Origin of the sequence: Pelagimonas sp. (assembly GCF_050633425.1) — a bacterium.
In the GTDB taxonomy this organism is placed as follows: domain Bacteria; phylum Pseudomonadota; class Alphaproteobacteria; order Rhodobacterales; family Rhodobacteraceae; genus Pelagimonas.
In genome coordinates, this window is record NZ_JBOEGM010000034.1 from 138,644 (window position 1) to 151,099 (window position 12,456).

A 12,456-nucleotide genomic window follows, 5' to 3' on the forward strand; every position below is an offset into this window, starting at 1 on the left:
GCCTTTTCTGATCTATGCGGAATATGCGCACCAGCGGGCCAAAGGTCAAGGTTTAGAATTATTCTAAGGAATTGTCCGTAGGGGGCATATGCGCCATATCCCGAAGCCGGGCCCGGATGTATTTCGCAGCGGATCTATAATGCGACGGACCCGCAGCTTCAGCCCATCGGCCCGGTGTCCATTTGTTGTTGGCCCCCGTCATGGGGCCGCCATAGAGCGCATCTTCCGACAGCTCTTCCACAAATTCCACAAGTTTTGCGTGATTGCGTCTGAGCATCTCACGCGCGTCGGCCCAGCTCAGATCGGCTTGCTCTGACCGAAGGTCAGCATTGAAGCGCTTCAAGTCGTTCCATTTATAACCGGGGGCTGGAAAGGCGACGTCTTTGCCGTCCTGACCATCGTGATACCATCCCAAGAACAAGGCGATCCAATGGGCGCGGTGTCCGACGATGTCTTTGAGCGTCGCATTGTCGGCTTCGGAATCAGGGGCGGTCTGGACGTTATTGGGAACCTTGTCCAAGAGCGTCTCTAGTTTGGCAAATTCCTTGGCGGCGACAGATAACAAATCGGCTTTGCAGGCGGCTGCGGGCATAGATTCTCTCCTTTGTCGCGAAGACTAAGGGGTTCGTTTTTGCAAGGCTTTGACATGGCTCATCGCTTGGGGCGGCGAAACGGGGCGGCCCCCGGTTTATCCAATCACACGATGTGTGGTTCTAGGCCTTAGACCTGGTAAAACAGCCCGCCAAGGCGTTAAGCACCTGCGAAAAAAACGGAAAACACCTTTTAAGACAATTGAGATGCCCCTGTGGAAGGCGTGTTTGCGCAATCCCTGGCACGGCGAAAAATGGCCGTTTCCATCCCTTTGCGCCTGCCGTCACCTCTTGGTTGCCGGCAGGTTTAGGTCACGGCTTCCAAACGTTCTTTGGACATGTCGCCGGGGACAACCGTGATTGGGATTGGAAGCCCGGAACTGTTGCGCATCAATTGGGTGATAATCGGACCGGGGCCCTTTTTATCGACGGCGGCCCCCAAAACCAAAACCCCGACTTCGGGATCGGATTGCACATGAGAAATGATCTCTGGCACGGCGTCGCCTTCGCGGATCACCAGTTCCGGGTCGACACCCTGTTTGTCACGCATCCATTTGGCGAACACCTCAAAATGGGCGTGAATACGTTCCCGCGCTTCTTCGCGCATCACTGCGCCCACGCCGATCCAGTGGTTAAACTCATCCGGCGGAATCACCGAAAGAATAGCCACTCCGCCGCCGGTATTGGCCGCCCGCATCGCCGCGAAACGCATCGCATTCAGGCATTCACGGCTGTCATCCAGGACAACTAGAAACTTGCGCATGGTACACTCCCTCTCGCGTCGATCATGCCTGCGCGATTTGCGACTGGCAAGCGGCCTCTATTGCGAGGCAGCCCAATCCCAATACAACTCGCGCACGCGGCGTGTCATCGGCCCGACTTGGTAACTCTGGTCTTCGATGCCAGTCACCGGGGTGACTTTGTTCATATTGCCCGACAAGAACACCTCATCGGCATCGTTGAAGTCCTCAAAACTCAGCACTGATTCATGTACTGTGATCCCGTCTGCGCGCAAGTTGCTGATGTGGCGGGCTCGGGTGATGCCAGCAAGGAAAGTGCCATTTGCGGCGGGTGTGAAAACGTCGCCATCCTTGACCATAAACACGTTGGCCGTAGCGGTCTCGGCGACGTTTCCGATGGCATCGGCAACCAGAGCGTTGCCAAATCCGCGGGTGCGGACTTCGGCCAACATACGGGCATTGTTGGGATAAAGGCAGCCGGCCTTGGCATTCACCACGGCGTTTTCCATCACAGGGCGGCGAAAACGGGTATAGCCCAAGGTGGTTGAGGCTGTTTCCGGGGCCATTGGGATTTCTTCAAGACTGATGGCAAATCCCGTCTCATCCTCAGACGGCATAATAGCTGTCGGATTGCCATGAATGCCCCAATACATCGGCCGAATGTACACGGCGGCACCGGGGGCAAACCCCTTGAGACCTTCGCGCACGATCTCAACCATATCCTCCGTCGAGACCGTTGGCTTGAGCAGCAAAGCGGTCGCAGAGCGATTGGTGCGGGCACAGTGGGGTTCCAGATCGGGGACCAGCCCATTGACCATCCGTGCGCCATCAAAAACTGTGGTCCCAAGCCACGATCCGTGATCCGCCGCCCGCATCACCATCGCATCGCCATCGTGCCATGCGCCATTGAAATAGGTGCGGATGTTTTTACCGATCGCCATCTTCTGTTCTCCTGATTTTTGGGCAAGCTAGGCCTGTGCGACGCAGAGGTCTAGGGCAGTGCGCCGCCCAAAGGCCCACAATTCATCATTTTTCTTGATGAGTGGCATCAGCCAAAAATGAGCCGAGATACAACGGGAGAGACACAGGCTGACAAAATCAGCGGGGCAGGCTCGGGTCGCATCTTGCCCAAGGAAACCCAGAAACAGGTGCGGTATTGTCTGAAATTGGGGGGGCGGGGCTTGCTCAATCCGCGACTGGGGCGCGCGTTTTAGGTTGGCCCATCCTTGGCTTGTTGATCGTTTTGGTGCGCCAAATGAAAATGGGTGAAGGTCGGGGGGGGGATGGTGCGCGCCTGCATGTGGTCTCAATGCGCGCCCTTTGTTTTGCATAGGAAACGATTTCGGCGCAAATTCGCGCGAAGGTGTCGGGAATAGCTCACCCTTTTGGCTGCCGAAATGGTCTAGACTGTTGGCAAGACCAAAGGAAAGCACGCATGTCCGATAAAATTCGTTTCACACTTGATGGCTCCGAAGTTGAGGCTGAGCAGGGGATGACCATTTGGGAAGTGGCCAATGGCCGGGGGCTAAAAATCCCGTATCTGTGTCACAAGCCTGCGCCGGGCTATCGCCCTGACGGCAATTGCCGTGCCTGTATGGTTGAGATCGAAGGCGAGCGGACTTTGGCGGCCTCGTGCATTCGCGAACCCAGTGAGGGCATGGTTGTGACGACTAACAATGCCCGCGCGACGGGGGCGCGCAAGCTGGTGATGGAATTGCTGTTGGCAGATCAGCCCGAGCGTGACTCCTCGCATGATAAATCCAGCCATTTGTGGGATATGGCCGATGAAAACGATCTGACGGACAGCCGTTTTCCGACACTTGAGCCAGAGCGCATTCCGCTCTTGGACGACACGCATGTTGCCATGCGCGTCAATCTGGATGCCTGTATTCAATGTGGTCTGTGCGTGCGGGCCTGTCGTGAAGTCCAGGTGAATGACGTTATCGGGATGGCGGGGCGGGGGCATGACGCCTATCCGACCTTTGATATGGCCGATCCGATGGGGACGTCATCCTGTGTGGCCTGCGGCGAATGCGTTCAGGCCTGTCCAACCGGGGCATTGATGCCTGCAACTGTGTTGGATGACCAAGAGATCGGCGACAGCAAGGATTTTGACAGCGCAACTGAGAGCGTGTGCCCGTTTTGTGGTGTTGGCTGTAAGGTGTCGCTCAAGGTGAAAGACGGCAAAGTCAAATATGTGGAAGGCATCAATGGCCCTGCAAACGAGGGCCGGTTGTGTGTCAAAGGTCGCTTTGGCTTTGACTATATCCACCATCCGCACCGGCTCACCAAACCGTTGATCCGCCGCGATGATGCACCAGCTAAGGGATTGAACGTTGATCCGGGCAACCTGTCGACGCATTTTCGTGAAGCAACTTGGGACGAGGCGCTGGATGTGGCGGCCAAGGGCCTGACGGGGTTGCGCAGGGACCATGGGGGCCGGTCGGTGGCTGGCTTTGGGTCGGCCAAATGCACCAACGAAGAGGCCTATCTGTTCCAGAAATTCATCCGTCAGGGCTTTAAACATAACAATGTCGATCACTGCACGCGATTGTGCCACGCGTCTTCGGTTTCGGCTTTGATTGAGAATGTCGGATCGGGCGCCGTGACCGCGACATTTAATGAGATCGAAAATGCTGATGTGGCGATCGTCATCGGGGCCAATCCAATCGAAAACCACCCTGTTGCAGCGACCTTTTTCAAACAGTTCACCAAACGCGGCGGCAAGTTGATTGTGATGGACCCGCGCGGCGTGGGCATGCGGCGTTTTGCCGATGAAATGCTGCAATTCCGCCCCGGCGCAGATGTGTCGATGCTTAACGCAATTATGCATGTGATCGTCGAAGAGGAGCTGTATGACAGCGCCTATATCGAAAAATTCACCGAGAATTGGGAGGCGGAAAAAGCCCATCTCGCCGATTTCAGCCCTGAAGCGATGTCAGAGATCTGTGGCATCTCGCCCGAACAAATTCGCCGCGTCGCGCGGATTTATGCGGGGGCCAAAGCCGGCCTGATTTTCTGGGGAATGGGCGTATCGCAACACATCCATGGCACAGATAATTCGCGTTGTCTTATCTCGCTGGCGCTGATGACCGGAAATGTTGGGAAACCCGGAGCAGGTCTGCATCCGCTGCGTGGGCAAAACAATGTGCAGGGGGCGTCGGATGCGGGGCTTATCCCGATGTTCCTGCCGGATTACCAATCGGTCACAGATGATGGCGTGCGTCAGGCGTTTACCGATGTGTGGGATAGCGATGATTTCAGCAATGAAAAGGGCCTGACGGTCACCGAAATCGTTGATGAAGTATATGCGGGCAATATCAAGGGCATGTACATTCAGGGCGAAAACCCGGCGATGTCGGACCCGGATGTGGAACATGCCCGTGACGCCTTTGCCAAGCTTGAATGTATGGTGGTGCAGGATATTTTCCTGACCGAAACGGCGAATTACGCGGATGTGATCCTGCCTGCGTCGGCTTTGTATGAGAAAAATGGCACGGTTTCGAACACCAACCGTCAGGTGCAACGGGTGCGTCCCGCTGTGCCCCCGCCCGGTGAGGCCCGCGAAGATTGGGCCGTCACCGTTGAGTTGGCGCAACGCTGTGGCTTGGATTGGACATATAGCGAAGTCAGCCAAGTGTTTGATGAAATGAAGCTGAACATGAAATCGCTCGATAACATCACATGGGAGCGGTTGAAGACCGAGACGGTGACCTATCCGTCACTGCATGAGACCGATCCAGGTCAGGCGATCGTGTTTGGCGATGGGTTCCCACGCGCAGAAGGTCGAGCGCGGTTTACGCCGGCATCGGTGATTGCCCCAGACGAGGCTCCGGATGCAGATTACCCGATGATCATGACCACAGGGCGCCAGTTGGAGCATTGGCACACCGGGTCAATGACCCGACGGTCCAAAGTCTTGGATGCGGTGGAGCCAGAAGCGAATTGTTCATTACATCCCAAGACATTGAGAGCTTTGGGGGTTGAGGCCGGTGATATGCTCAAATTGACGACACGGCGTGGGTCGATTGAGATCATGGCGCGGGCGGATCGGGCGATTGCCGAAGACATGGTCTTTGTTCCCTTTGCCTATGTGGAAGCGGCGGCCAATGTGTTGACCAACCCGGCGGTCGATCCTTATGGCAAAATTCCTGAGTTCAAGTTTTCCGCGGTTCGGGTCGAGGCCGCTTCAAAATTGGCGGCACAATGACGGGGACGCTCGTGCCATGGGCACGTCGCCCCACCCGCCATCCCGCCAAATATACTTAGGACGAGCATACCTCGGATAAGCAGACCTAGGATCGTTTCGAAAAAGCCGTTTCTGCGCTATACTGGCTTCAGTGAGCGGAGGAGATAGCAATGGATCCGATTTCATTGGGGTTTTATGCGACGGTGTGCGGTGTGTTGGGGTTGGCCGGGCCCAAGCTTGGGACGGCTCCGATCCGGCTTGGTGTCGGTGCTGCTGTTGGGATTGTTGCGGTGTCAGTTCTGCCGCATCTCAAGGTTTTGCTGGGGGCGGCCGAGAGTTATGTCGCGGTTTCGCCCTAGGCTTTGGACCCATTAATTGTTGGGCCTTAGCAAAGGAAACTGTGAGGGATCAGCGGATTGCTTTCCGAAGTGACGACTTCGGTCATGATAAGGGACGCGCGCAGCTGAGCTGGTGCAGTGCCTTTTACCGTTTGGATGGCGTGGAGTTTGGGCCTAGCTGCGTCATATCATATTGAAAAACAACTATTCCTGCGGTGATTTTCCTGGCGAGAAATAAAATCGACGCCCCTGAGGCTGGACAATTAATGGGTCCAGACCCTCGCCCTTAGATCCAGTCCACATCGCCCAAAAAGATATATCCCGCGCCGTAAATCGTCTTGATCAAACGCGGGTTCTTGGGGTCTTCGCGCAGTTTCGTCCGCAGCCGTGAGATGCGGACATCCATGGTCCGATCAAAGCTTTCACCCGCAGCCCCGCCGAGGGATTCTTGCATATGCGCGCGTGAAATCAGCCGTTTGGGGCTTTCCAGAAACAGGCGGAGCACTTCGCCTTCGGCATGGCTAAACGGGGTTTCATCTCCTTTGTTGTCCTCAAGGGAATAGCGGTCAAAATGAGCTGTCCACCCGTTAAACCGGGCGGTGTCACCATGGGGCGCGGCGGCTTTGGGGCTGCGCAGACGGGCGCGAATGCGGGCGACGACTTCGGCGGGATCGAAGGGTTTGATGATGTAATCATCGGCCCCCAATTCCAATCCGGTGATTTTGTCTTGAACCTGTGCGCGCCCCGAAATGATAATGATTGTTGCACCTTGCTCTAGGGCAAGACGGTGCACAACTGATAGGCCATCCCGATCAGGCAGGCCCAGATCAACGAGGCAGACATCCGGGGTCGTCCGGCGCAATGCGGCTTCGAATTCGGTTGCGCGCGCAAACGTCAAGGTTCGAAACCCCGCTTCGGTGAGCGCTTCGGAGAGCATGTCACGGATCGCAGGTTCATCGTCGAGAATGGTAACCAAGGCACTCATGTGTGGTCCTTTCCATGACTGAGAAAGCGGGCCAGATCGTCAGCGTCAAAGGGTTTGGCCAGAACCGGCACACGTGTCAGAGCTTGGGCATGCAAAGGATGCGAGCGCGGCAGCGACGTCATCAGACGCAAAGGGAGTTTCGGCAAATCTTCGGCCAATACGAGACCGGGTTCGTCACCTTCCAGCGATATGTCCGAAAGCACAAGAGCAATATCAGGCAGACCGTCAGCCAATGCACGGGCTTCGGCAACGGATGCGGCTTCGACAACCGCATAGTCCATATCCGTCAACATGCCACGCACCGAGGCACGAATATCGGGGCTATCCTCTACCAGCAAAACCAACCCGGTTTGAGGCAGGGCATCGGCGCGGCGCAGTGGCAGACGCAGGCGAATTTTGGCACCGGTTTCGGTGTTGGAGAGGCGCAAATCCCCGCCCGCGAGTTTGGTCATGTCGTAGACCATCGCCAAGCCGAGGCCAGAGCCTTCACCGCCCTTGGTGGTGAAAAACGGATCAAGCGCGTGATCAAGCGCGTGTTCAGAAAAGCCCGGCCCGGTGTCGGTGACGCTGAGTTGTAGCCATGTGTCTTGGACCTCTTGGGCGACCACACGAATGGTTCCGATCTTGCCACAGGAATCGCGGGCATTGAGGACCAGGTTGAGCAGCGCATCTTGCAGCAACCCTGCGTCCACCATGAGGCGGCTCTGAGTTTCGTCCGAGACTTGGAGCGATATGTCATCTGGCAAGGATGGGGTCGCAAGGGTCTGTAAATCTTGCAAAAACGGCCCCAGTTCAAGCGGTTCGGGCTGCCAGGCGCGATGAGCGGTGATGTCGGCGATGCGGTTCAACAGGTTGCCACCGCGCCGAGCCGCTTGCAATGTTGCTTGAATAAGCGGCTCTGCCTCGGGACCAACGTCCATACGGTCGAGCTTGGATTGCATGCCCAAAATAATGGTCAGCAAGTTGGAAAAATCATGCGCTAAGCCGCTGGTGAGTTGGGCTGCCATTTCGCGGCGGCGGGTTTGTTGCAGGGCCGCGCGGGTTTGGGTTTCTTCGGTGACATCCTGAGACAGGATGTAAACGCCGGGTTCCAGCGGATCGGGGGTGAAGACGACGCGAATGCGGCGAGACGAGGCTTCGTGCGTAAACTCGAACGTGTTTTGCTGGCCTTCATAGGCAGCCTCAAGGAAGGGCAGAACTTTGGTGTAGGCCTGATCACCCAAAGCGTCGGAGATATGGGTGCCCAGAATTTGCGTCGGGCGGCCGGGCATGACCAGATGCAGGCGTTTGTTAGAAAACGTGTAGTGACCGTTTTCATCAACCCGGGCGATATGTGCGGGCATCATTTCGGTGGTCAGACGGGTGCGGGCTTCCATTTCCGTCAATTCGCGGCGCGCTTCCATCAGGGCTTTGTTGGTGGCGGCGAGGGCGCGGTTGGTGGCGGAGAGCTCTTCGGAGCGCTTGAGGACTTCTTCGGAGAGTTGTTCGGAATGGGTGCGTAAGAGTTGTTCTTGGGCGCGGGTTTCGGTGATGTCTGTGTAAACCGTGACCCAGCCGCCCTGAGGAAGCGGGGCCCCTTCGATGCTCACGATGCGACCATTGGCGCGGGTGCGTTCGACGTAATGGGATTGAAAGGCGAGGGCAGTCTCGACGCGGGCGCGGACAAATGAGTCCGGGTCATCGACTTCACCATATTCGCCGCGCATCACAAGGTGGCGGATGGTGTCTTCAAAACTGGCACCGGGGGTTTTGAGTCGATCCGGGAGATCGAACATTTCCACAAATGGGGCGTTGCACACCGCAAGGCGCAGGTCGCTGTCATAGATCGACAGAGCCTGTTGAATCAGATTTAGGCCGGCTTGGGTGAGTGCTTGGTTGAGCATTGGAATGACGGGTCGCTTGTCCTGCGGACATCGCCCCACCCGCCATCCCGCAGCGCATCTCACATCTGTTGGATGGATCGGACGGAGCAGTGTCCATTACATGTTGAGCTTAGGGTAGCGCGCCCAAAAGGGTGGGGCCAAGCGCAAAAGCCGGGCTGTTACAATTCGTAAGATTCAGGAAATGTTCAGGAAAAAGTTGACCGACAGATTGGAGCCTGACCAAATAGGCGGCAGAATCGCACAAGCGATCTGGTCCTGATTTCAGGGCCGCTGATTGGTGCCAGTTGAGGAGCTGGCATTAGGGAGGACACAACGTGGCTAAGTTGGCTGAGGGCGCAGATGGTCTGTGCTCGGTACCTGCATTATTGCAACGCAACGCCGAAGTTTTCGGCGACCGTCCCGCTTATCGCGAGAAGGAATACGGGATCTGGCAGAGCTGGACCTGGAAAGAGGCATCCGATGAGATTGAGGCATTGGCGCTTGGCCTGCTGAACCTCGGGGTGAACAAGGGGGATCATGTGGCGATTATCGGCCGCAACCGTCCCTATTTGTACTGGTCGATGGTGGCGGCGCAAATGGTTGGTGCGGTGCCCGTGCCTTTGTATGCCGATGCGGTGGCAGAAGAGATGGAATATGTGCTGTCGCATTGTGGCGCACGCTTTGTCATTGCGGCCGATCAGGAGCAAGTCGACAAGGTCATCGACATCCAAGAGCACCTGCATCAGTTCGAACATATGCTCTATGTTGATCCGCGTGGCATGCGGAAATATGACCACCGCCGGTTGCATGAGTTTGGTCATGTTCAAAATCAGGGGCGTGCCGCCTATGATGAGTTCATCGAGGAACTGAACACGCGCCGCACCGGGCTCAGCTATGATGATACATGTGTGATGCTGTACACTTCGGGAACGACGGGCAAGCCGAAGGGTGTTGTTCTGTCGAACCGCAATATCGTTGAGACTGCCAAGGCGAGTTCCGATTTTGATAGCCTGACGGAAGGTGAAGAAATTCTGGCCTATCTGCCGATGGCCTGGGTTGGCGATTTCATCTTTTCGCTGGGGCAGGCCTATTGGGCGGGCTTTTGTGTGAACTGCCCTGAGAGTGCCGAGACGATGAAGACGGATTTGCGCGAAATCGCCCCGTCTTACTACTTTGCGCCCCCTGCGGTGTTTGAGGGCCAGCTGACGCAGATCATGATCCGGATGGAAGATGCGGGCAACTTTAAGAAGAAGATGTTCCATTATTTCATGGCCCATGCGCGGCGGGTTGGCCCCAAGCTGTTGGAAGGCAAGTCGGTCGGGCTATTTGATCGTCTGAAATACGCATTGGGCGAGTTCACAACCTATGGGCCGCTGAAAAACGCGCTGGGCTTTTCCAATGTGCGCATCGGGTATACGGCTGGTGAAGCAATTGGCCCGGAATTGTTTGATTTTTATCGCTCTTTGGGGATCAACCTGAAGCAACTTTATGGTCAGACCGAAGCCACTGTTTTCATCACTCAACAGCCAGATGGTGAAGTGCGATCAGACACTGTTGGCGTGCCAAGCCCCGGTGTTGAAATCAAAATCGAGGACAGTGGTGAGGTTTACTATCGCTCACCGGGGACCTTTGTTGAGTATTACAATAATCCAGAATCGACAGCGGATACCAAGGACGCGGAAGGTTGGGTTGCAACTGGGGATGCGGGTTTCTTTGAAAAAGAGAGCGGGCATCTGCGGATTATTGACCGGATCAAAGACGTTGGCAAAATGTCTGATGGTGGCATGTTCGCACCCAAATACGTTGAAAACAAACTGAAGTTTTATCCCAACATTTTGGAAGTTGTGGTGTTTGGCGCCGGGCGTGATCGTTGCACGGCCTTTGTGAACATCGACCTGACAGCGGTGGGGAACTGGGCAGAGCGCAATAACATTGCCTATGCGTCGTATCAGGAGTTGGCTGGGCATCCGCAGGTTTTGGACACCGTCCAAAGCCATATCGAAGAGACCAATATGTCCATTGCTCAGGATGAGATGTTGGCAGGATGTCAGATCCATCGCTTCTTGATCTTGCACAAAGAGCTGGATGCGGATGACGGGGAAATGACAAGGACGCGCAAAGTGCGCCGCAAGATTGTTGGCGAAAAATTCGATGACCTGGTGACGGCTCTCTATGATGGGTCGGATGAGATTTATACTGAAACGGAAGTCACCTATGAGGATGGCCGCAAAGGGAAAATCACCGCGACATTGCAAATTCGGGATACCAAAGTGCAGCCGGTTGCGGCCAAAATGGCGGCGGAGTGATGAGGACGACGCTCGTGCGATGCACATCGCCCCGCCCACCATCCCGCAGCCGCCGCGATTTTAGAAAGAAGACACAGGCATGACAGAGACAGAAGGATACGTCACCGCCGATGGCCGTCAGATCGGTGGCCAGTTAATGGAGCTGAAAAACATCACGCTCAAATTTGGTGGTGTGACCGCGATCAGCGATATTTCGTTCGACATTCACGAAGGTGAAATTCGCGCGATCATCGGGCCAAACGGCGCTGGTAAATCGTCGATGCTCAACATCATTTCCGGGTTCTATACCCCAACGGTGGGTGAGCTTTGGTACAAGGGCGAAAAGCGCCCGGCGATGAAACCGTATGAAATCGCGCGAATGGGGGTTGCCCGGACCTTTCAAAACATTGCGTTGTTCGAAGGGATGACCGTTCTCGATAACGTCATGACCGGTCGTTTGACGCACATGAAGGCGGGCATTGGCGCGCAGGCTTTGTGGTATGGCAAGGCCCGTGACGAAGAAATTGCCAACCGAGAAGTGGTTGAAAAGGTTATCGACTTCCTTGAAATCCAGAATATCCGCAAAACGCCGGTTGGCCGTTTGCCCTATGGGTTGAAGAAACGGGTTGAGCTGGCACGGGCCTTGGCGGCGGAACCGTCGATCCTTTTGTTGGATGAGCCGATGGCCGGCATGAACGTTGAAGAAAAAGAGGACATGAGCCGCTTTATTCTTGATGTGAATGACGAATTTGGCACCACGATTTGTCTGATCGAACACGACATGGGCGTTGTCATGGACCTATCCGACCGCGTGGTTGTGATGGATTACGGCAAAAAGATCGGCGACGGCCCACCCGATGAGGTGCGCAACAACCAAGACGTCATCGACGCTTATCTGGGGGTGCCGCACTGATGGTCGATAACAACAAAATTGTGAGCGGAGAGTTGTCCCCCGACATTACCAGCGATCTCATTGAGCGCTGCGTCAAGGTCCTGCTTGCGCGGGATATTGGGACAGTATTCGTGGGCGAGGATATCTCTCCGCAAAGCGATGAACCGGCGGAGGCTGACACTGAATGGCGGCGGATCTTGGAGCAGGGGGCCTCGTTTGAAGTCAGTCACAAGCGTATTAAGCAAGGATCGCCAACCGGACGGCGCCGGAGAGGGCCTGTCAGTGACAGTTGTGCGGTGACTTGGAGGCAGGTCTCGTCGCAAGATGGCACTGCGCTCCGACACGCGCTGAATGACGGATTTCGTGCTGCGGGTTTCGAGGTTTATCAAACGGTTCCGACAGAAAATGACGGGGCGCAGCCGGAGAATATCGTGTTCGAAACACACAAAGATGCCCTGCTGATCCGAGGTGTTACATACCGTTTCCCCGACAAGGCCGGTGACAAGGCCGGTGATCTGGTTATGGCCGAAGTCAACACACGCACGCAGACGCTCTTGAGCCGCGAGGGGCAGTAA

The 12,456-nt window shown here is 55.9% G+C and carries 10 protein-coding genes; 5 read left to right on the forward strand and 5 right to left on the reverse strand.

All coding sequences use genetic code 11. The annotated features are described in order from the left end of the window. Positions 1-58 precede the first annotated feature (58 nt). The 3 genes from ACRBB0_RS23630 to ACRBB0_RS23640 all read right to left on the reverse strand — a co-directional run bounded on the left by ACRBB0_RS23630 (position 59) and on the right by ACRBB0_RS23640 (position 2,271). On the reverse strand, positions 59-592 hold the full coding sequence (locus ACRBB0_RS23630; protein WP_431376936.1) for a ClbS/DfsB family four-helix bundle protein: 534 nt from the start codon (positions 590-592) through the stop codon (positions 59-61). 305 nt (positions 593-897) lie between these two features. After that, on the reverse strand, positions 898-1,353 hold the full coding sequence (locus ACRBB0_RS23635; RefSeq protein ID WP_431376937.1) for a universal stress protein: 456 nt from the start codon (positions 1,351-1,353) through the stop codon (positions 898-900). Between the two features lie 57 nt (positions 1,354-1,410). Beyond that, complete coding sequence (locus tag ACRBB0_RS23640) at positions 1,411-2,271, reverse strand: branched-chain amino acid aminotransferase (protein ID WP_431376938.1); 861 nt, start codon at positions 2,269-2,271, stop codon at positions 1,411-1,413. 494 nt (positions 2,272-2,765) lie between these two features. On the opposite strand from ACRBB0_RS23640, the gene fdhF reads away from it, so the two are divergent. Both fdhF and ACRBB0_RS23650 read left to right on the forward strand, forming a co-directional pair. Next, positions 2,766-5,540, forward strand: a complete 2,775-nt coding sequence (gene fdhF, locus ACRBB0_RS23645; protein ID WP_431376939.1) for a formate dehydrogenase subunit alpha — start codon at positions 2,766-2,768, stop codon at positions 5,538-5,540. Positions 5,541-5,689: 149 nt separating this feature from the next. Continuing rightward, positions 5,690-5,878, forward strand: a complete 189-nt coding sequence (locus ACRBB0_RS23650) for a hypothetical protein (RefSeq protein ID WP_431376940.1) — start codon at positions 5,690-5,692, stop codon at positions 5,876-5,878. 265 nt (positions 5,879-6,143) lie between these two features. On the opposite strand, the gene ACRBB0_RS23655 is transcribed toward ACRBB0_RS23650, so the two are convergent. Next, on the reverse strand, positions 6,144-6,842 hold the full coding sequence (locus tag ACRBB0_RS23655) for a response regulator transcription factor (protein WP_431376941.1): 699 nt from the start codon (positions 6,840-6,842) through the stop codon (positions 6,144-6,146). Beyond that, positions 6,839-8,725: a hybrid sensor histidine kinase/response regulator gene (locus ACRBB0_RS23660; protein ID WP_431376942.1), complete on the reverse strand. Its 1,887-nt coding sequence runs from the start codon at positions 8,723-8,725 to the stop codon at positions 6,839-6,841. The genes ACRBB0_RS23655 and ACRBB0_RS23660 overlap by 4 nt, the downstream gene beginning before the upstream one ends. Positions 8,726-9,048: 323 nt before the next feature. On the opposite strand from ACRBB0_RS23660, the gene ACRBB0_RS23665 reads away from it, so the two are divergent. The 3 genes from ACRBB0_RS23665 (at position 9,049) to ACRBB0_RS23675 (ending at position 12,456) form a co-directional block, all read left to right on the forward strand. Further along, positions 9,049-11,010 (forward strand): AMP-binding protein, encoded by a 1,962-nt coding sequence (locus tag ACRBB0_RS23665; protein ID WP_431376968.1) that lies wholly within the window; start codon positions 9,049-9,051, stop codon positions 11,008-11,010. 79 nt (positions 11,011-11,089) lie between these two features. Beyond that, entirely contained in the window at positions 11,090-11,902 is an 813-nt protein-coding gene (locus tag ACRBB0_RS23670; RefSeq protein WP_431376943.1) for an ABC transporter ATP-binding protein, read from the forward strand. Next, positions 11,902-12,456: a hypothetical protein gene (locus ACRBB0_RS23675; protein WP_431376944.1), complete on the forward strand. Its 555-nt coding sequence runs from the start codon at positions 11,902-11,904 to the stop codon at positions 12,454-12,456. Before ACRBB0_RS23670 ends, ACRBB0_RS23675 begins: the two co-directional genes overlap by 1 nt.

Coding starts and splice junctions, on each gene's coding strand:
- ACRBB0_RS23655 (WP_431376941.1), bottom strand. CDS start 6,842: ATGAGTGCCTTGGTTACCATTCTCGACGATGAACCTGCGATCCGTGAC.
- ACRBB0_RS23640 (WP_431376938.1), bottom strand. CDS start 2,271: ATGGCGATCGGTAAAAACATCCGCACCTATTTCAATGGCGCATGGCAC.
- ACRBB0_RS23670 (WP_431376943.1), top strand. CDS start 11,090: ATGACAGAGACAGAAGGATACGTCACCGCCGATGGCCGTCAGATCGGT.
- ACRBB0_RS23675 (WP_431376944.1), top strand. CDS start 11,902: ATGGTCGATAACAACAAAATTGTGAGCGGAGAGTTGTCCCCCGACATT.
- ACRBB0_RS23650 (WP_431376940.1), top strand. CDS start 5,690: ATGGATCCGATTTCATTGGGGTTTTATGCGACGGTGTGCGGTGTGTTG.
- ACRBB0_RS23630 (WP_431376936.1), bottom strand. CDS start 592: ATGCCCGCAGCCGCCTGCAAAGCCGATTTGTTATCTGTCGCCGCCAAG.
- fdhF (WP_431376939.1), top strand. CDS start 2,766: ATGTCCGATAAAATTCGTTTCACACTTGATGGCTCCGAAGTTGAGGCT.
- ACRBB0_RS23660 (WP_431376942.1), bottom strand. CDS start 8,725: ATGCTCAACCAAGCACTCACCCAAGCCGGCCTAAATCTGATTCAACAG.
- ACRBB0_RS23635 (WP_431376937.1), bottom strand. CDS start 1,353: ATGCGCAAGTTTCTAGTTGTCCTGGATGACAGCCGTGAATGCCTGAAT.